Origin of the sequence: Arthrobacter sp. NPDC093139, from assembly GCF_044754165.1 — a bacterium.
In the GTDB taxonomy this organism is placed as follows: Bacteria; Actinomycetota; Actinomycetes; order Actinomycetales; family Micrococcaceae; genus Arthrobacter.
In genome coordinates, this window is record NZ_JBIVOO010000004.1 from 296,304 (window position 1) to 314,174 (window position 17,871).

The 17,871-nt window shown below is 64.7% G+C and carries 16 protein-coding genes; 4 read left to right on the forward strand and 12 right to left on the reverse strand.

Translation table 11 applies throughout. The annotated features are described in order from the left end of the window. Window position 1: 1 nt before the first annotated feature. The 5 genes from ACIP90_RS09240 to fdxA form a co-directional block, all read right to left on the reverse strand. Window positions 2-613 (reverse strand): hypothetical protein, encoded by a 612-nt coding sequence (locus ACIP90_RS09240; RefSeq protein WP_400578766.1) that lies wholly within the window; start codon window positions 611-613, stop codon window positions 2-4. Between the two features lie 90 nt (window positions 614-703). Beyond that, a complete protein-coding gene (locus ACIP90_RS09245; protein WP_400578768.1) occupies window positions 704-1,333 on the reverse strand; it encodes a TetR/AcrR family transcriptional regulator in 630 nt (209 codons plus the stop codon). Between the two features lie 114 nt (window positions 1,334-1,447). After that, entirely contained in the window at window positions 1,448-2,731 is a 1,284-nt protein-coding gene (locus ACIP90_RS09250) for a citrate synthase (protein WP_400578770.1), read from the reverse strand. Between the two features lie 298 nt (window positions 2,732-3,029). Further along, window positions 3,030-4,178: a succinyldiaminopimelate transaminase gene (gene dapC, locus ACIP90_RS09255; RefSeq protein WP_400578772.1), complete on the reverse strand. Its 1,149-nt coding sequence runs from the start codon at window positions 4,176-4,178 to the stop codon at window positions 3,030-3,032. A 9-nt stretch (window positions 4,179-4,187) separates the two neighbouring features. Further along, the gene (gene fdxA / locus ACIP90_RS09260; protein WP_028269445.1) at window positions 4,188-4,514 is read right to left on the reverse strand and encodes a ferredoxin; all 327 of its coding nucleotides are present in this window, start codon (window positions 4,512-4,514) and stop codon (window positions 4,188-4,190) included. A 152-nt stretch (window positions 4,515-4,666) separates the two neighbouring features. Between fdxA and ACIP90_RS09265 the strand changes: the two genes are divergently transcribed. Continuing rightward, window positions 4,667-4,912, forward strand: coding sequence for a hypothetical protein (locus tag ACIP90_RS09265; protein WP_400578775.1), 246 nt, complete (start codon window positions 4,667-4,669; stop codon window positions 4,910-4,912). A gap of 16 nt (window positions 4,913-4,928) precedes the next feature. Here ACIP90_RS09265 and ACIP90_RS09270 read toward each other — a convergent pair whose 3' ends face one another. Next, window positions 4,929-6,209 (reverse strand): MFS transporter, encoded by a 1,281-nt coding sequence (locus tag ACIP90_RS09270; RefSeq protein WP_400578777.1) that lies wholly within the window; start codon window positions 6,207-6,209, stop codon window positions 4,929-4,931. Between the two features lie 62 nt (window positions 6,210-6,271). On the opposite strand from ACIP90_RS09270, the gene ACIP90_RS09275 reads away from it, so the two are divergent. After that, window positions 6,272-6,781, forward strand: coding sequence for an ArsR/SmtB family transcription factor (locus tag ACIP90_RS09275; RefSeq protein WP_400578779.1), 510 nt, complete (start codon window positions 6,272-6,274; stop codon window positions 6,779-6,781). On the opposite strand, the gene ACIP90_RS09280 is transcribed toward ACIP90_RS09275, so the two are convergent. Together ACIP90_RS09280 and typA are read right to left on the reverse strand one after the other, a co-directional pair. Beyond that, window positions 6,778-7,209: a hypothetical protein gene (locus ACIP90_RS09280; RefSeq protein ID WP_400578781.1), complete on the reverse strand. Its 432-nt coding sequence runs from the start codon at window positions 7,207-7,209 to the stop codon at window positions 6,778-6,780. The two genes, ACIP90_RS09275 and ACIP90_RS09280, sit on opposite strands and share 4 nt — an antisense overlap. A 30-nt stretch (window positions 7,210-7,239) precedes the next feature. Then, a complete protein-coding gene (gene typA / locus ACIP90_RS09285; protein ID WP_400578783.1) occupies window positions 7,240-9,168 on the reverse strand; it encodes a translational GTPase TypA in 1,929 nt (642 codons plus the stop codon). 271 nt (window positions 9,169-9,439) lie between these two features. On the opposite strand from typA, the gene ACIP90_RS09290 reads away from it, so the two are divergent. Continuing rightward, complete coding sequence (locus ACIP90_RS09290) at window positions 9,440-10,285, forward strand: SGNH/GDSL hydrolase family protein (RefSeq protein WP_400578785.1); 846 nt, start codon at window positions 9,440-9,442, stop codon at window positions 10,283-10,285. A 10-nt stretch (window positions 10,286-10,295) separates the two neighbouring features. Here ACIP90_RS09290 and ACIP90_RS09295 read toward each other — a convergent pair whose 3' ends face one another. Beyond that, complete coding sequence (locus ACIP90_RS09295) at window positions 10,296-12,125, reverse strand: ABC transporter ATP-binding protein (RefSeq protein WP_400578787.1); 1,830 nt, start codon at window positions 12,123-12,125, stop codon at window positions 10,296-10,298. A 79-nt stretch (window positions 12,126-12,204) separates the two neighbouring features. On the opposite strand from ACIP90_RS09295, the gene ACIP90_RS09300 reads away from it, so the two are divergent. Next, complete coding sequence (locus ACIP90_RS09300; protein ID WP_400578789.1) at window positions 12,205-12,834, forward strand: PH domain-containing protein; 630 nt, start codon at window positions 12,205-12,207, stop codon at window positions 12,832-12,834. 13 nt (window positions 12,835-12,847) lie between these two features. Here ACIP90_RS09300 and ACIP90_RS09305 read toward each other — a convergent pair whose 3' ends face one another. The 3 genes from ACIP90_RS09305 to ACIP90_RS09315 all read right to left on the reverse strand — a co-directional run bounded on the left by ACIP90_RS09305 (window position 12,848) and on the right by ACIP90_RS09315 (window position 17,487). Next, window positions 12,848-14,002, reverse strand: coding sequence for an ABC transporter permease (locus ACIP90_RS09305; protein ID WP_400578791.1), 1,155 nt, complete (start codon window positions 14,000-14,002; stop codon window positions 12,848-12,850). After that, the gene (locus ACIP90_RS09310) at window positions 13,999-15,540 is read right to left on the reverse strand and encodes an ABC transporter permease (protein WP_400578793.1); all 1,542 of its coding nucleotides are present in this window, start codon (window positions 15,538-15,540) and stop codon (window positions 13,999-14,001) included. The genes ACIP90_RS09305 and ACIP90_RS09310 overlap by 4 nt, the downstream gene beginning before the upstream one ends. A gap of 168 nt (window positions 15,541-15,708) precedes the next feature. Beyond that, on the reverse strand, window positions 15,709-17,487 hold the full coding sequence (locus tag ACIP90_RS09315; protein WP_400578795.1) for an ABC transporter family substrate-binding protein: 1,779 nt from the start codon (window positions 17,485-17,487) through the stop codon (window positions 15,709-15,711). Between the last annotated feature and the right edge of the window lie 384 nt (window positions 17,488-17,871).

The window sequence follows — 17,871 nt, forward strand, 5'->3', positions numbered from 1 at the left end:
CCTACACCAGCATTTCCACAACCGGCTGGACGTAGCTCCGGAACACTTCCGGTTGCTGCAGCAGGTCATGGCTCATAATGATTTTGTCCGGCTCCAGGAACCATGCCCGCTGCTCGTCGAGGGGCAGTTCGATGATGGTCAGGTCGAAGTCCCGCGAGTTCCTGCCCACTTCCAGCAGGCGGTCTTCCACGATGTCCTCCAACAGGTGCCCCGAGCCGCCGGCCACCCGCTCAGCCTCCAGCTCTGCATACTCCTTGCGGCGTTCGCGCGCCCACGTCAGGGCGGCGCCGAAGTGAGCCTGCAGGACCCTCCGCAGGGCAGGGGAATTGGCAAAGGCTCTGAAGCCCGGCGGCGACAGCTCCGGGGACATCTGCGGGTGCGCCTTCAGCAGCTGTTCCCACCAGGCTTCCCATTCGGTTTTCAGGGCGCTGATCCCGCCGACCTCTGCGGTCAGATGCGAATGGTCCGCGTGCCTGATTTTTGGAGCTGCATGGGACAGCGCAGGGAAGCCAGCACCGTCCAGCCCGGCGACATCTCGTATGTAAAGGGCGATGAGCAAGGGCCCCGACGTGTCCATGGTGATCCGCCAGCCTGGACCGCCTGTGTGCTGCATCCGTATGCCTCCTTGGCTTATTGATGTTCGCCCCGCTTGCCAACGGTTACCCGCTCTCCGGCTCCAGTCTATTCCCCCAGCCGGGGGACGTTAATGGCTGGCGGCTGCGGTCCTTCCCAGCCCCGCCACATGAGACTCCAGCACGTCCCGGCACATTTCCAGCGTCATCCATCCCGGCTGCAGGAGCGCATGCATCATCAGGCCGTCCAGCGTGGCAAGCAGCCGTTCCGCTTCGATGACCAGCCGCTGCCGGTCACCTCCCTCTTCATCCACCAGCCGGGTGACCAGCTGCCCGACGACGGCGGCCACCGCCCGGTGGCTTCTGTCCGCCTCCGCAGCCAGGAAAGGCCGGATCCTGGCGGCGTTTTTGAAGGCCAGCCAAGCGCAGGCGTCCAGTGCCCTCTCCTCATCCACAGGCAGGAATTCACTCAGCAGGGTTAAAACGGCAGCATGGTGTTCTTCACTGCCGGCGGGCGTCATGGCCAAATGCCCGTACGCGCGGTCCAGGCGTGCCACGATGCGGTCCACGACAGCCGCGAAGGAGAATGTCAGCAGCTCCTCGCTGCTCGCGAAGTAGTGGCGCACAGAACCGACAGCCAGCCCCGCCTCGTCCGCGACCTCACGGAGGGAAGCCCGCTCCAGCCCGTCAGAACCAATAATCCGGCAGACAGCATCGACGATCTCCCGGCGACGGACGGCGGCATCTACAATTTTCGGCACTCCTCGTTTTAGCACGCTTGTGCTGGAGCCACCGGCAGGCCCGCCGGACTCAAAAGCAGCGGCCGCCCACCTGAGGGTGGGCGGCCGCCGTCGTCGTTGTATTGTCCGGGGACGTTAGCTGGCAGGGTAGTCGCGCTCCGGCGATCCTGTGTAGAGCTGGCGCGGGCGGCCGATCTTTGTCGTGGGGTCGCTGATCATCTCGCGCCACTGTGCGATCCAGCCGGGCAGGCGTCCGATCGCGAACAGCACGGTGAACATCTTCTCCGGGAAGCCCATGGCCTTGTAGATCAGGCCGGTGTAGAAGTCCACGTTCGGGTAGAGCTTGCGCTGGATGAAGTAGTCGTCGTTCAGGGCCTTCTCTTCGAGGCGCATGGCGATGTCCAGCAGTTCGTCGTTGCCGCCGAGCTTGCCGAGGATCTCGTGTGCGGTGGCCTTGACGATCTTGGCACGCGGATCGTAGTTCTTGTAAACGCGGTGCCCGAAGCCCATGAGGCGGACGCCGTCTTCCTTGTTCTTGACCTTCTCCATGTAGTCCTCGGGCTTGGTGCCGTCGGCCTGGATCTGGCGGAGCATCTTCAGGACAGCCTCGTTGGCCCCGCCGTGCGCGGGGCCGAACAGGGCGTTGATTCCTGCGGACACGGAGGCGAACAGGTTGGCGTTGGAGGAACCCACCAGGCGCACCGTGGAGGTGGAGCAGTTCTGCTCGTGGTCGGCGTGCAGGATCAGGAGCAGGTCGAGGGCCTTGACGACCACCGGGTCCAGCTCGTACTGCTCGGCAGGCAGGCCGAAGCTCAGGCGGAGGAAGTTCTCCACGAGGTTCATGGAGTTGTCCGGGTACAGCATCGGCTGCCCGATGGACTTCTTGTGGGCGTAAGCAGCGATGACCGGGAGCTTGGCCATGAGGCGAATGGTGGAGACTTCCACCTGCTCGGCGTTGAACGGGTCCAGCGAGTCCTGGTAGAACGTGGACAGCGCGGAGACGGCCGAGGACAGCACGGGCATGGGGTGTGCGTCCCGCGGGAAGCCGCCGAAGAAGCCCTTCAGCTCCTCGTGCAGAAGCGTGTGGCGGCGGATCCGCTGGTCGAAGTCCTCCAGCTCGGCGGGAGTCGGCAGGTTTCCGTAAATCAGCAGGTAGGAGACTTCGAGGAAGCTGGAGTGCTGTGCGAGCTGCTCGATCGGGTAACCGCGGTACCGCAGGATCCCTGCGTCCCCATCGATGTAGGTGATCGCGGACGTTGTGGCGGCGGTGTTCATGAAGCCAGGGTCAAAGGCGACGGCGCCGGTCTGCTTCAGCAGTTTGGAAACGTCGTAGCCTTCGTTTCCCTCGACAACCTTGATGCGCGGGAGTTCGAGCTCGCCGCCTGCGTGGCGCAAGGTTGCGCTGGTGGTCTCAGTCATGGAGTCCCCTTCATGAGGCTTCTGGGCCTCTGTAGAAAGCTTGATCCAACATCAGGTGAGCCGCGCGGGGACCCCCGCACCGGCGGGACGTCCAACGGCCGTGCTGCCTTCTTGTAGAAAGCCACCATTGATAGTCAGTTAAAAAGTACCGCCACTTTCACCCTGCCACTAATCCGCGGGCCCCGAATGCCCCCAAAAACACCCAACTTGTGGCGCGTGTCACATGTATTGTTACGCGGCCACGGCAGCCGGAAAGGCTTTGCCCGGCGGCCTTCAGGAATGCCCGGACGGGCGCCTGTCACGCTGTTTCAGCCAGCCGGGCCACGGCGGCATCGATCCGTTCGTCGGAACCGGTCAGCGCCACCCTCACGTAGCCGTTTCCGGCGTCCCCATAAAACACGCCCGGCCCGGCAACGATGCCGCGCTCAGCCAGCCGGGAGATCGTGTCCCAGGTGGCTTCCCCTGCCGTGGACCAGAGGTAAAGCCCGGCATGCGATTCATGGATTTTCAGCCCGAAGGTTTCAAGGGCCGGAACAAGGCGATCACGGCGGCCTCGGTACAGGTCCTTCTGCGCCTGCACGTGCGCATCGTCCCCGAGGGCAACGCGCATGGCTTCCTGAACCGGGTACGGCACGATCATGCCGGCGTGCTTCCGGCTGTTCACGAGACTGGCCATGATGGCCGGGTCACCGGCGACAAACGCAGCACGGTAGCCGGCGAGGTTGGACTGCTTGCTCAGCGAGTACACAGCGAGCAGCCCTTCATGCGAACCGCCGGAGACGCGCGGGTCAAGGACGCTGGGCACGGCTTCTCCGCCCCGCTGAAGGTCCCATTCGCCCCAGCCAAGCTCCGCGTAACATTCGTCCGAGGCCACCAGGGCGCCGATTTCGCGGGCCTGGTCGACGATTTTCCGGAGCGACCGTGCGTCCCGGACGCTTCCCGTCGGATTGCCCGGTGAATTGACCCAGACCAGGCGGACTTTGGCGCGGGTGGCGGCGTCCAGTTCGTCGAGATCGTCAGCCGCTACGGCGGTGGCGCCGGCAAAGGTGGCTCCGATGTCGTAGGTCGGATAGGCGACCGTGGGGCGGACCACGACGTCGCCCGGCCGCAGTGCCAGCAGGAACGGCAGCCACGCCACCAGCTCCTTGGAACCGACCGTCGGCATGACATCGTGCGGGTCTAGGCTTTCCACACCGCGGCGCCGCGCGAACCAGGCCGCAATAGCTTCCCGGAGCGCCGCCGTCCCGTGGACAGTGGGATAGCCGGGGGCGTCCGCCGCGGCACGGAGCGCATCCTGAATCACCGTGGGCGTGGGGTCCACGGGCGTGCCGATGGACAAATTCACCAGTCCGCCCGGGTGTTCGGCCGCCTTGGCCACATACGGCGCCATGGCCTCCCATGGGTAGTCGGGCAGGCTCAGGCCGAAACTGCGCACAGCTGTAGTCACTTACGCGCCTCAGTGATCCTGGTTCTGCGGGGGCAGCGCTGCAATCATGGGGTGGTCCGTGTGGGTGTTGCCGACCTTGGCGGCACCGCCCGGCGAACCCAGGTCATCGAAGAACTCGACGTTGGCCTTGTAGTAGTCGGCCCATTCCTCCGGGGTGTCATCCTCGTAGTAGATGGCTTCGACGGGGCAGACAGGCTCGCAGGCGCCGCAGTCGACGCACTCATCCGGATGGATGTAGAGGGAACGCTCGCCTTCATAGATGCAATCGACGGGGCACTCCTCAATACATGCCTTGTCCTTGACATCTACACACGGCTGCGCGATTACGTACGTCACGTCCCTTGCCTCTCCACGTTGTTACCGGCGGCTGGCCGGCTGGTGCTTCCGGCCTGCATGCCGGTCTATCGACTTCAGAGCCTATTATCTCCCAGCCCCGCTCCGCGAACGAAGCGGCGCGTCACACTCGGGACGCGGCATACGATGAACCCGTGAGTGTGACACCGCCTTCAGCCCGTGAATTCCTCGCCGCCGCGTCGCCCGGAACCCGGGTGGTGGTCCGCTACCGGATCGACGGCGGGTTCACGGACGCCCTGGGAGACCTCCTGGAGTGCGGCGTCACCGACTGTACCGTGCGCACCCGCACTGCCGACGTCGTCATCCACCTCGACCGGGTGGTCGCCGCCAAGCAGGTACCGCCCCCGCCTGCGCGGCGCAGCCCGCGCACCGCCGGCTGAGACCCTGCCCGTCGGGTCAGGCGCCCTCGACCTGGCTGGGCAGCGTGCGCATTCCCCGCAACGGCGAAAACACCACCGGGGCCGCCGCGAGGAAACTGCCGGCCGTTCCGATCCAAATCACCGCGATGAGGCCGAGGTGCTCGGCGAGGAACCCGGACGCCAGGGCGGCCAGGGGCATCACCCCCCAGACAATAAACCGGATGGACGCGTTCATCCTGCCAAGCAGGCGGGGCGGACACACGCGCTGGCGCATGCTGAGCTGCATGATGTTGTAGATCAGGACAACAAAGCCGAAACAGAGCTCCGACAGGAGCAGCAGTGCCAGCGAAACCCCCGGCTCGGAGGCCATGGCGGCCAGCGGCAGTGGCACCAGGAAAACCGAGCTGGCAACCGCGCAGAGCGGTATGACCGTACCCTCGCCCACCCTTGCCGCCACCCGCGGTGCCGCCACCGCCCCGAGCAGTCCCCCCGCCGCACCCACGGCCATGACGAGTCCCATCCCCTGCGGCCCGAATCCAAGGTTCCGCAGGATCAGCACCGGCATCATGGTAAAGATAACCATGCCGAAGAAATTCATGGCTGCCGTGCAGGCCGCTATCCGGCTGATGAGGGGATGCCGGATCACGAAGGCGAGCCCCTCTTTGATCTCGACGCGCAGCGGACGGCGGTCCCCCCGGGCGGCGGCCACCTCCCGGTCACGCGTGCGGGCGAGGAAGGCGGCGGACAGGAGGTAGCCGACGGCTTCGCCCACAAACAGCACAGGTGCAGTGACCACCGCCAGCAGCAGGCCACCCACGGCCGGTCCGCCGATCCTGGCGACCTGGGCCGTGCCTTCCAGTTTGGAGTTGGCCTGGTTGACCTGGCCGGGAGCGACGAGGACCGGGACGTAGCTCTGATATGAGACGTCGAAGAACACCGTGGCCGTGCCAACGATCGCCGCGATGACATAGAGGTGCCAGATCTCCAGCATCCCTCCCCACCACAGCAGCGGAACCGCTGCCATTGCAGCCATCCGGGTGAGGTCGGCCTGGATCATGGTCGGACGCTTCAGCCAGCGGTCCACCCAAGCGCCGGCCGGGAGTCCCAGAATGAGGAATGCGGCGAGGCCCGCGGCATTCAGCACGCCAACCTCGAATTCCGAGGCCTGCAGCATGGACACGGCGAGGACCGGAAACGCCAGTTGCCCCAGCTGGGCACCGAACTGGCTCATGGCCTGCCCGGCCCAAAAAGTGGTGAAGTTGCGGTCCAGCAACAGCGATCTGGATGCTTGACCTGTGGCGGTCCGGTCGGCTGTCACCGACTCAGTTTCCAGTGGTGATTGATATATGTCAATCACTTTTTGCTGGCTAGACTGGCGCTATGACATCCGCCCCGGAAAGCGATGATGCGGACCTGGTGGCGAAGGGCCGTGCGCTCAGCTCCCCGATCAGGCTCCGGATCCTGCGGCTGTGCCTCCACCAGGCCCGCACCAACAAGGAAATCGCCGAATTGCTGGGCATCAACCCTGCTTCCAGCCTTCATCATGTGCGCACGCTGGTGCGCACCGGCTTCCTGCTGGCAGAGGAACGCCGGAAGGGACGGCGGGGCGCAGCTGAGGTCCCCTACATTGCCAGCCGCAAGTCTTGGAGCACGTCCGTGGACAATGTGGCCCCCATCCTCATTGAAACGTTCGTGCAGGAAACTCGGGACCTTCCGCCGGAGGACATTGAGGTGTGGAGGCTGGGCGTGAAGTTCAACGCGGCCCGGCGGCAGGAGATGCTGGGAAAGCTCCGCGCGGTGCTGGACGAGTACATGGCCCTTCCGGCCGACGACGACGGCGAGGCCACCTCCCTGATGATCGCCCACCACCGGGATCCAACGGCAGATTAGCCCTGTTCTCCCGCTGCTGCCGCCGGGACAGGCCCGACGGGCGTCTGCGCTGCCGGGCTCCGCCTGCGGTACCGTCGGCACCACGCCAGCATCAGCACGGTGACGACAGCGATCCCGTACACCCACATGTTCCCGGCCGGGTCCCCCGCGATGAGGCGCTTGCCGGCCGGCATGGTGGACCACCAGCCTGCCAGGACGTAGCAGAGAACCCCTGTGGCCGCCGTCGGCACCAGCGAACGGAAGGCCGCCCCCACCAGCAGCTGGAGGGATCCCAGCAGCACCAGCGCCGCTACCGCGCCGAGCGGCAGCACGACGTCGGCGGCCGCCAGCTGCTGGCGGTGCAGGGCTGTACCGGCGAAGGCAGCAAAAAGAGCTGCCGGCACGGCGGCGGCCAGACCGCCTGCCATGCCGGCAGCTCTCTTATTCACGCGGTATCCGTACCTGGCGGATGGTTGCGGTTATGCCTTTGCGCGGGCGCGGTTGGCCTTGGCACGCTCGTTGGTGTCCAGGATGACCTTGCGGATGCGGATGTCCTCCGGGGTGACCTCCACGCACTCGTCCTCGCGGGCGAATTCCAGCGACTCTTCAAGGGTCAGCTCGCGCGGCGGCGTCAGGTTCTCGAAGGAGTCCGATGAAGCGGCACGCATGTTGGTGAGCTTCTTCTCCTTGGTGATGTTGACGTCCATGTCATCGGCTCGGGAGTTCTCGCCGACGATCATGCCCTCGTAGACCTCGGACGTGGGCTTCACGAAGAAGGAACCGCGTTCCTGCAGGTTGATCATGGCGAACGGGGTCACCACGCCGGCGCGGTCGGCAACCATGGAACCGTTGGTGCGGTACTCGATCGGGCCGGCCCAGGGCTCGTAGCCTTCGGAGATCGAGGACGCGATGCCTGCACCGCGGGTGTCGGTGAGGAACTTGGTGCGGAAACCGATGAGGCCGCGGGCCGGGACGATGAACTCCATGCGGCACCATCCTGTGCCGTGGTTGGCCATGTTGGTCATGCGGCCCTTGCGGGCGGCCATGAGCTGCGTGACGGCACCCAGGTACTCTTCCGGCACGTCGATGGTCATGTGCTCCATCGGCTCGTGGATCTTGCCGTCGATGGTCCGGGTAACAACCTGCGGCTTGCCGACCGTGAGTTCGAAGCCTTCGCGGCGCATCTGCTCCACGAGGATGGCCAGCGCGAGCTCACCACGGCCCTGGACTTCCCAGGCGTCGGGACGCTCAGTGGGAAGAACCTTGATGGAGACGTTACCGATCAGTTCCTTGTCCAGGCGGTCCTTGACCTGGCGGGCCGTGACCTTGGCGCCCTTGACCTTGCCGGCCAGCGGGGAGGTGTTGATACCGATGGTCATGGAGATCGCGGGATCGTCCACGGTGATCAGCGGCAGCGGCTGCGGGTTCTCGGCGTCGGTCAGGGTTTCACCGATGGTGATCTCCTCGATGCCGGCGACAGCCACGATCTCACCGGGGCCTGCGGATTCAGCCGGAACGCGGTCCAGCGCCTTGGTGGCCAGCAGCTCGGTGATCTTCACGGTCTTCAGCTCGCCGTTGGCGCGGGCCCAGGCAACCTGCTGGCCCTTGCGCAGCGTGCCGTTGTAGATGCGCAGCAGGGCAAGGCGGCCCAGGAACGGGGAAGCGTCCAGGTTGGTGACGTGCGCCTGCAGGACACCTTCGGGGTTGTACGTGGGCGCGGGGATGTGTTCGATGATGGTCTTGAACAGCGGTTCCAGGTCCTCGTTGTCCGGGGCGGAGCCGTTGGCCGGCTGCTCCAGGGACGCGCGGCCAACCTTGGCAGCGGCGTAAACGACGGGAACTTCAAGAACCTTGTCCAGATCCAGGTCCGGAACTTCGTCGGCGAGGTCCGAAGCCAAGCCCAGGAGCAGGTCCATGGACTCGTGGACAACTTCGTCGATGCGGGCGTCGGGACGGTCGGTCTTGTTGACCAGCAGGATAACCGGCAGGTGTGCGGCGAGGGCCTTGCGGAGCACGAAGCGGGTCTGCGGCAGCGGGCCCTCGGAAGAATCGACCAGCAGCACGACGCCGTCAACCATGGACAGACCGCGCTCCACCTCGCCGCCGAAGTCGGCGTGGCCGGGGGTGTCGATGACGTTGATGGTGATGGTCTCACCGTTGGAGGACGGACCGTTGTAGGCCACCGTGGTGTTCTTGGCCAGGATGGTGATGCCCTTTTCGCGCTCCAGGTCACCCGAGTCCATCACGCGGTCTTCGAGGTGGTTGTGCTCGGCAAAGGAATTGGTCTGCTTGAGCATGGCGTCAACCAGGGTGGTCTTGCCGTGGTCAACGTGGGCCACAATCGCGACGTTGCGCAGGTCACTGCGCGATGCAGTGGCTACCGCAGTGTTGGTGGTGGTTTCAGACATGCGTTATTGCTCGATTCAGTGGTGAAGTCAGCTGTTGTATCGCGACATTTCCAACCGGAACGCACGACGGATTAGACCCTTTACACAGGGCACCTGCTTCAAGTCTAAACGCTCCCCCATTTATTGGCCTAAAACCGCAAAAACCGCGGCCCCTGCCGCGTTACCAAATCGTGAGTCGGCAACCCGCGTCACGTGGGCAGGATCACTGGCTTTTCCAGAACTGATCCATCACTATTGCTTGAACACTATGCAACAGGCCAGGAGTCCACGGATGCTACAAGCCTCAACGCGGGCTGTCCTGATTGCCCCCGTCATTGCCGCATGCCTGTTGTTGGGCGCGTGCGGTCTGCCCTTTCAGCAACATGCCGGGACAGGCGGCCCATCGGTTCCCCGCGCGGCTGCGGTGCCCGCGGCAGCGCCAGGGGAAGCAGTCGCCGCCGGCTCGCCGGCCACCGGCGGGTTCACGGCGGTGGATCCTTCCAGCCTGCCGGCGGGTGCCCTGTTCCGCAATCCTGCCAACGGCCGGGACGAAGTCATTACCGACAACATAGGCCGCACAGCGCTGCTGATCGGCGATTCACAGTCCGAGCCGGCGGCAAGCTGGCCGCGCCGCGCCCTGGCCGGACTGGGCTACGACGTCTTCTTCTGCGGCAGGGGAGGAACGGGCTTTGTGGCCTCCAACGGGGCCACGGGAAACTACGTCGATGCCCTGCAGCGGGGGCACTGGCACCTTCCCTACGGTTTCCCCCCGCTCGTCGTCATCGAGGGCGGCGGAAATGACGCCAAGCAGGGAGCCACCGACGCACAGATTGCCGCCAACGCCGGGAGCCTGATCACCACCCTGAAACAGCGCTACCCCGGCGCCAAGCTGGTGATGGTGGGAACTCTGGGCAAGGGCGCCGGAAACGGCGGCGGCCGGCGCGCCGAAGTGGATGCCCTGCTAGGCACCGTGGCGGCCGAGCATGGCATCCTGTTCGTCAGCGTCGGCGACTGGCTCACCCGCTACGGGCTTGAGGACCAGCTCGCCGACTCGGTCCACATGAACGACGACGGCCACCGCGCCCTGGGTGCATTGCTGCGCGGCCGGCTTTCAGCCCTCGGCCTCGACGCCGGCTAGCGCCGGGAGGTCAGTCCAGGCCGGCAGCGAGCAGCTGGGCACGCAGTTCCCGGCGCTCACGCTGACGTTCAGGGTCCGGCAGCGGGACGGCCGCCAGCAACCTTTGCGTGTACGGCTCCTGCGGGTTCCGGAGGATCTGGTCACGAGTCCCCTGCTCCACGATGCGTCCCCGTTGCATCACGCAGATCCTGTCGGCCAGCACGTCCACCACCGCTAAGTCGTGGGTCACGAAGAGGCAGGCGAAACCCAACTCGCGCTGCAGGTTTTGGAACAGTTCGAGCACTTTCGCCTGGACGGACACGTCGAGCGCGGACGTCGGCTCGTCCGCCACCATCAGCTTCGGCTTCAGCGAAAGGGCACGCGCAATGCCCACGCGCTGCTTCTGCCCGCCCGACAGCTCGTGCGGGTATCTGTTGCGGTACGCGCGGGGCAGTTCCACCTGGTCCAGCAACGCCTCAATCCGCTTCTGCAGGTCCGCGCCCTTCGCAACACGGGCAAGGTACATGGGTTCGCCGATGCTTTCGCCGATGGGCAGGCGCGGGTTCAGCGAGGACGACGGGTCCTGGAAGACCATTCCGATGTGGCGCCGCACGCTGTGCAGCTGCCTGCCGTTCTTCTTGGCCGCGGAAATGTCCTGGCCCACCACGCGCATGGTGCCGGCCGCGACGGGCAGCAGGCCCACGGCTGCCCGTCCGACGGTGGTCTTCCCGGAGCCGGACTCCCCCACGAGCCCCACGACCTGCCCCGGGTAGATGGTCAGGTTGGCGCCTTCCACGGCACGGAACGCAGGCACGCGGCCCTGCTTGGGGTACTCGATGGCCACGTCCGTGAGTTCAAGGACGGGCTCACCGGTGGGCCTGGCGGCCGCGGCGGCGGCCAGCGCGGCGGCGTTCTCGCGCTCCCTGCGGACCAGTTCCTCGTGATCCACGGATTCGAGTTCAGCGTGCGTTGCGGCCGCCAGCGCGGCAGTCACGTCCACGTCCGTCTCGGCCCCCTCACCGCCGCCCTGCCCAAGGTGCGGCACGGCGGCAAGGAGGGCCTGCGTGTAAGGGTGCTGCGGGTTGTGGAAGATCTGCTCCGCGGTGCCCGTTTCGACGATCAGCCCCCGGCGCATGACCGCGATGCGGTCAGCGAGGTCGGCCACGACACCCATGTCGTGGGTGATGAGGACGATCGCGCTGTCCAGCTTGTTTCGGAGGTTTCTCATGAGGTCGAGGATTTCGGCCTGAACCGTGACGTCGAGGGCCGTGGTGGGTTCGTCCGCGATCAGCAGTTTGGGGTCGCATGAGAGTGACTGTGCGATCATGGCACGCTGCCGCTGCCCGCCGGACAGCTGGTGCGGGTAGGACTTGAACGCCTTTTCGGGATCGGGCAGTTCCACGAGGTCCAGCATCTGCAGTGCGCGTTCGCGGGCCTGGTCCGGCGAGACCTCGTTGTGCAGCCGTATGGTTTCCACGATTTGCGCGCCCACGGTGTAGACGGGGTTCAGCGCGGTCATGGGTTCCTGGAAAATGACTGCCACATCCTTGCCGCGTACGCTGCGGATGTTGGATTCATCCGCACCCAGCAGCTCCTTTCCGGACAGCTTCACGCTGCCAGAGACACGGCTGTTGCTGGGCAGCAGTCCCAGCAGGGCCATGGAGCTCGCGCTCTTGCCCGACCCTGATTCGCCCACGATGGCCAGCACCTCGCCGGCGCGGACCTCATAGTCGAGGCCGACGGCGGCCGGCACCCACGTCTTCTCCACCCCGAAGTCGACGCTCAGGTTGCGCACCTCAAGGACCACCGGGCCTTTGCTGGAACGGGTCGTGGCGGGGCCGGTGCTGATGTAGTCAGACATTTTGGGGTTTTCCTTCCACCCGGGCCTGCGGGGCAGCTGAAATTAGTGCCGCGGCTCGGAATCCTGAATTATGGGGGGCATGAGCACTGCGCCGCACGCCGAAAACGCTGCGATTTTCAAGGCCCGCACCAACAAATGGTTCGCCGGGCTGGCCTGGCTGATAGCGGGGATCGGACTCGCCAGCACAGCCCTGACGGGCGGAGCAGAAGCGGTGCCCGGCATCGGGCCGCTGCTGCTCATCGCATACCTCGGCTGGCTCCTGTTCTGGCGCCCGTCCGTGGTGGTCCACGACGCCGGCGTCAGGCTGGAGAACCCGTTCCGGTCCGTGACCGTACCGTGGGCGGCCCTTGTCCAGGTGGACACGCGCTACGCCCTGACGCTGATCACGCCGTCCCGAAGCTACGGTGCGTGGGCGGCGCCCGCACCGGGGATCTGGGGCGGACGCAATGCCCGTCCCGAGGACCTCCAGGGGCTGCCGGGCAGCACGTATGGCCCCGGGCAGTCCGTCCGGCCCGGTGACCTGAAAAGCACGGACTCGGGACAGGCGGCCCAGCTGGTGCGCGCCCGCTGGCAGCAGCAGGTCGAATCCGGGGCCGTCGACGCCGGAAACGCCGGGGTGACGCCCGTGACAGTGACGGTCCGCTGGCTGGAGCTGGGCGCGACTGCAGCGCTCGTCGCGTTCAGCATCTGGGGCGTGGCCCTGCTGTAGGGCGCGGTTCACGTCAGGCTCCCCGGGTATCGCCGGGTGCCGGGCCGTCCCCGGCGGTCCTGTCCCCCGTACCGGCATCGTGGGCGGTGACTGGGGACTTCTCTGGCGCCATCGGGCTTCCAGCATCCCGGGCTTTCTTGGGATTGAACTTTTTCTGGCGGGGATCAAACGCGTCCCGCAGCCCGTCGCCGATGAAGTTGATGCTCAGGCAGATGAGGACGATGAACAGTCCGGGGAACCAGAACAGCCACGGACGGGTCGTGAAGGCCTCCTGGTTCTGTGAGATGAGCAGGCCAAGGGAGGTGTCCGGTGACTTCACGCCCACGCCGAGGTAGCTCAGTGCGGTCTCGGTGAGGATCGCCGCGGACATGGTCAGCGTGACGTTGACGATCAGGACACCGACGGCGTTGGGCAGGATGTGCTTGAAAATGATCCTCGCGTTGCTGGCCCCGGATATCCGCGCGGCGTCGACAAATTCACGTTCCCGCAAGGTCAGGAACTCACCCCGCATCAGCCTGGCCAGGCCCACCCAGCTGATGAGCCCAAGGAAGATGCCCAGCGCCAATACGCCGTTGGTGCTCGCAAACGAGGCAAACCAGCTCCCCTCGTCCCTCCGGCCCGCGAACTGGGCCATGACGGCTGCCAGGAGCAGCGCCGGAATGATGATGATGATGTCGGTCAGGCGCATGAGAATGGCCTCGGTCCAGCCACGGAAGTAACCGGACAGCGCGCCCACGGCCACGCCAATCAGGCCGGCGATGAGGCCGATGACCACCATGATCGTGATGGACTGCTGCGCTCCGCGCATGGTCATCGCGAACAGGTCCCGGCCGATGCGGTCTTGGCCGAAGGGATGTTCTCCCCAGGCCAGAGGCCACAGGGAGGCCGTCGGGGCGCCGTCGTTGACGAGCGGTGAAACGGCCACGTGCGTGTATTTCCACCATCCCGGGATTCCCGCATATCCCACGGACGTGAAGGCCGTCAGGAAGATGATGGCAAAGACAACCAGGCCCACAATCGCACCGGAATGGCCGAGGAACCGCTTGCGGACAATCTGTCCCTGGCTGAGCCCCTTGGCCTCGATAACCGGCTCGATGCCGGCGGCCTGCTGCCCTTTCAGGCCGGCCTGTTCAGCTACGATTTCGTCCTGCTGGCTCGGCTGGCTCATGATTTCACCCTTACTCGTGGATCCAGTGCGGAGTAGGCAAGGTCTGCGATGAGGTTGAACACCATGGCCGTGATGGCGACGCAGATAAAGACGCCCATGACGGGGTTCGGGTCCACATGCAGGATGCCGTCGAGGAACAGGAATCCCATGCCGCGGACCGAAAACACCGTCTCTGTGATGACGGCACCGCCGATGAGCCCGCCGATGTCGAAGGCGACGATCGTGGCCACCGGGATGAGGGCGTTGCGGAAAGCGTGCCGCATGACTACGGTCCGTTCGGAGAGGCCTTTGGCCCGCGCGGTCCGGATGTAGTCCATGTTCATGATCTCCAGCATGGAAGCGCGGGTGAATCTCGTATAGCCGGCCAGGGAGATCAGGATAAGTGCCGTTGTGGGCAGGATCAGGTGGGTGAACGAGTCGAGTCCAAGAATCCAGAAGTCACCCTCGATGTTCGGAGTGCCGGCGCCGATGGTGGCAATGGGGCGCCCGCGGACCCTGCTGTTGTTGAAATACGCGGGCCATGCCTGCATGAAGCGGTCCAGGACGATGAGGACCCCCAGAAGGAAGGACGTGATCGCCGCGGCGCGCATGGATTGGCCGCGGTCGTACCCGCCCACCAGGTAGCCGATCGCCATGCCAATGAGGACAGCGGCCACCGCAAGCAGCATGATCATGAGGAAGGTGGCCTGGTTGAGCAGTGGCTGGATGAGGAAGTAGGCAACGACGCCCGCGCCTGCGGCAATGAGCGCCGACTGCAGCGCTTTCCTGTTCCTCAGCCCTGCGGTCAGCAGCGTCACGGCAAAGGCCAGTCCCACTCCCGCGATGGCGATCACCACGGGGCCGAGCCCGGGTGTCTTGAACCAGAGCGTCACCGAGAAATAGATGAGCACGGCGGTTACTGCCGCGAAAACCGTTCCGCCAATCAGTGCCCGGCGCCTGGCATCACCCCCCGCGACGATGAGCGCTACCAGGCCGAACACGGCGCCGACGGCTATGGCCACCGGAAGAGGGATCTCAGGATTCCTGAGGAAGTTGTTGAAACCGATGGCACCGAATTCCTTCAGCAGCACGGCGACCCAGAAGATCGGCAGGGAAAAGAACAGGAACGCCATGAAGGTCACGCCGTAATCCAGGCTGCTGTACTGGCGCAGAGCAGTGATGATGCCGAGGGTGATTCCGATGAGTATCGCGAGGATGGTTGCCGCGGTGACGAGCGTGAGGGTCTGGACCAGGGCGTGCCCCAGCGCGTCGGTGATGGGCTGGCCCGCGATGTTCTTGCCCAGGTCACAGGTGCCGGCAAAGGGGACGAGGCATTGGGCGGCACCGCCGAGCCACTTGAAGTACCGCAGCGGCGCCGGTGTTTCCAAGTCCAGGAGCGCGGCGCGCGAATCCATCAGTTGCTGTTTGTTGGGGGCGCTGCTGGCCCGGAACTCTGCGAGCGGATCGCCGGACGCCGCGGTGAGCAGATACACCAGAAAGGATGCGCCCAGAAGAATGAGTGCAGCGGTGACTAGCCGCCGGACAATGTAGGTCACCATCGTGATAGAACCTCAGTATTCGGGCCCGGGGATTGCCCGGACCGGTCGCAGGTTTGGCCGTGCCCGCCTGTGTTGCCGGCACCGGCGGTGGATATCGCCACGAGGCGCCGGGACCATGGTGCTTGATCCCGGCGCCTCAGTTAGCTTGTTGCTGTTGTGGTCATCGGCTTACTTTTCGGCCCACTCCCAGAAGTTCCACCAGACACCCGTCTGGTTGGGCATGAACTTTACGCCGGTGATGCGGTCGCTGTACGCGTCCACACCGATGGACTGGAACAGCGGAAGACCGTAGGCGGCGGCCCAGATCTTCTGGTCAATCTGCCTGGTGAGCTCGTCCTGCTTGCCGCGGTCGGTCGTGACAATCAGTTCGTCCATCAGCTTGTCGGCCTCCGGATCGGAGAACTTGTTGAAGTTGGAACCGTTGCCCGTGCGGAAGATCTGCGGTACGCCGGAGACGCCGACGCCCGGGTTGATCCAGCCGAAGATGGCGGCGTCGTAGCCGCCCTTGCCGAGCGCCTTGCCCCAGTCGGAGGCACCAAGTCCGCCGTCGACGATCTTGAAGCCTGCCTTGGTCGCGGATTCACGGATCAGCGAGAACGCGTCCACGCGGTTCGGGTTGTCCTTGTTGTACATGATGCGGATTTCCGGAGTCTTGCCGGCGAGCAGCTGCTTGGCGCCGTCAATGTCCACATCCTGGTAGGCAGCCGAACCGTTTTCCTTCACCGAGTCGGCGTAGGCGGGCTGCGCGGGAACGAAGAGCTGTGAATCCAGCGGCTTTGCTTCCGGTTCCAGCTTCTTGATGATCTTGTCCACAATGTCCTTGCGGGGAACCGTCTTCATGAACGCTTGGCGTACATTCTTTTCCGCGAAGACGCCATAGAAGTTCAGGTCGACGTGGTCGTAGGAAAGCTGGTTGCCCTGCTCCACTGTTACGCCCTGGCTCTCGAGCGCCTTGAGCTGTTCAAGGGTGTCGGCGGACGCCTGCGGGGCGATGATGTCAGCCTCGCCGTTTTTCAGCGCCTGGACCTGTGCCGGTGCGGAACCGATGTAGCGGACGGTGATCTCGTCGAGCTTTGCTTCAGGGCCCCAGTTGTAGTCCTTGTTCTTGACCATGGTCAGGGACTGGTCCTGGTTCACGCTTTTGACGATGAACGGACCGTTCGAGAGGAACAGGCTCGGGTCGCTCGGCAGGGTCTTGGAATCGAATCCGGTGTTCCAGAGGTCAGCCATGGCCTTGAGCTTGCTGTCTACAGGCTTCGGCGCCTTGGCGTCACCGCGGGGCATGCTCTTGAGGTGGTCGATGAACTCCTGCGTGTCTGCCATGCCGGCCTTCTTCGCCAGAACGTGGGCGGGGATGTCGATCCCGGGGCCACCGAGGGCGATCTCCCAGTCGGCGAACGGCTTGGAGTACTTCAGAGTCATGGAACGGTTATTGTCACCGATTTCCGGGAAGTCGGTGAGTGCGAGGCCCGTTGGATCGCCGGCGTACGAGAAGTAAGACGTTCCCGCCTTTCCTTCCGCGTCAGCGTCGTTGTAGTACCCCGAGAAAGCGGCCCACTGCAGGAGCAGGTCCGCTGCGGTGACCGGTGTGCCGTCAGACCACTTGACGCCTTCGTTGATGGTGTATTTGACCGTGAGGGGGTCGTCAGAGGTCTTTTCCATCTTGCCGAACTTCTCATTGCGGACGACATTGAGCTGGTTGTCGATGTAATAGAAGCCGGAGTGGGTCGCGTAGCTGACCTTGGAGTTGATGTCAGTATTGCCGTCCGCCGTGTTGGGGTTGAACGTGTTGAATGCATTCACCTCGACAACGGTGGCGGTTCCCCCCTGCTTGCCCGCTGCGTTGCTGGTCGGGGTTGTCCCGGTGTTGGTGTTTGCGCAGGCGCTGAGTGCCAGCGCCGCAGCCGCGGCGACGCCTACTGCTTTGGAAATACGACCGAATCGCATTCCGCCTCCTATGTCTGTTTAGTGTGGAAAAGACCGCCGCTGTGTAGACGCCGGCCAAAACGCCACATCCCCCCAGTGAGCATGTGGCATGTCTCACATGGGAAGTAGCCTAGACCCGAAGGCATGGCTGGCGGACAGAAAGTTGTCCCTCAGTAAAGGTTGTTATCGAGATGCAACCTAGCAGGAACTGCAGGGCGTTCCGCCGCAGTCTTTGCCGGGTACCAAGTTATCCATGCCAATCACAACGAAAGCCCCAAGCCAAGGAATCACGGCTTTTGATTGTTAATCCTCAATCACTGAAGAGCAGACGCGGCCACCCTGATGTCCAAGCGGACCGCGCGCTCTTTTTCGTCCAAGGTCCTCTAGGCTGAGGACATCGGAACG